Source organism: Methylobacterium sp. Leaf89 (genome assembly GCF_001422215.1).
Lineage (GTDB): Bacteria > Pseudomonadota > Alphaproteobacteria > Rhizobiales > Beijerinckiaceae > Methylobacterium.
In genome coordinates this window covers 1-251 of sequence record NZ_LMML01000006.1, presented here as the reverse complement: position 1 = coordinate 251, position 251 = coordinate 1, and the positions used below count along the sequence as shown (strand labels likewise).

At 62.5% G+C, this 251-nt stretch carries 1 protein-coding gene; it reads right to left on the bottom strand.

The window, feature by feature from the left end; translation table 11 throughout:
• Positions 1 to 251: integrase core domain-containing protein (locus ASF18_RS03035; protein WP_162239153.1), on the bottom strand; the 251-nt coding region annotated here is incomplete at both ends.

The following is a 251-nucleotide window of genomic DNA, read 5'->3' as shown; positions in this document are numbered from 1 at the left end:
TGTCGTGCCGCCGCCATTGCTCGATCACGACGCTGGCTTCCTTCAGGGTGTAGAACACCTCGCAGTCGAGGAGTTCATCGCGCAGCTTCGCGTTGAAGCTCTCGCAATACCCGTTCTCCCACGGACTGCCCGGTTCGATGTAGGCGGTCGTCGATCCCACCGCCGCGATCCAGTCCTGTACGGCCTTGGCGATGAACTCCGGCCCGTTGTCCGAGCGGATATGACCGGGCACGCCGCGCAAACTGAACAGA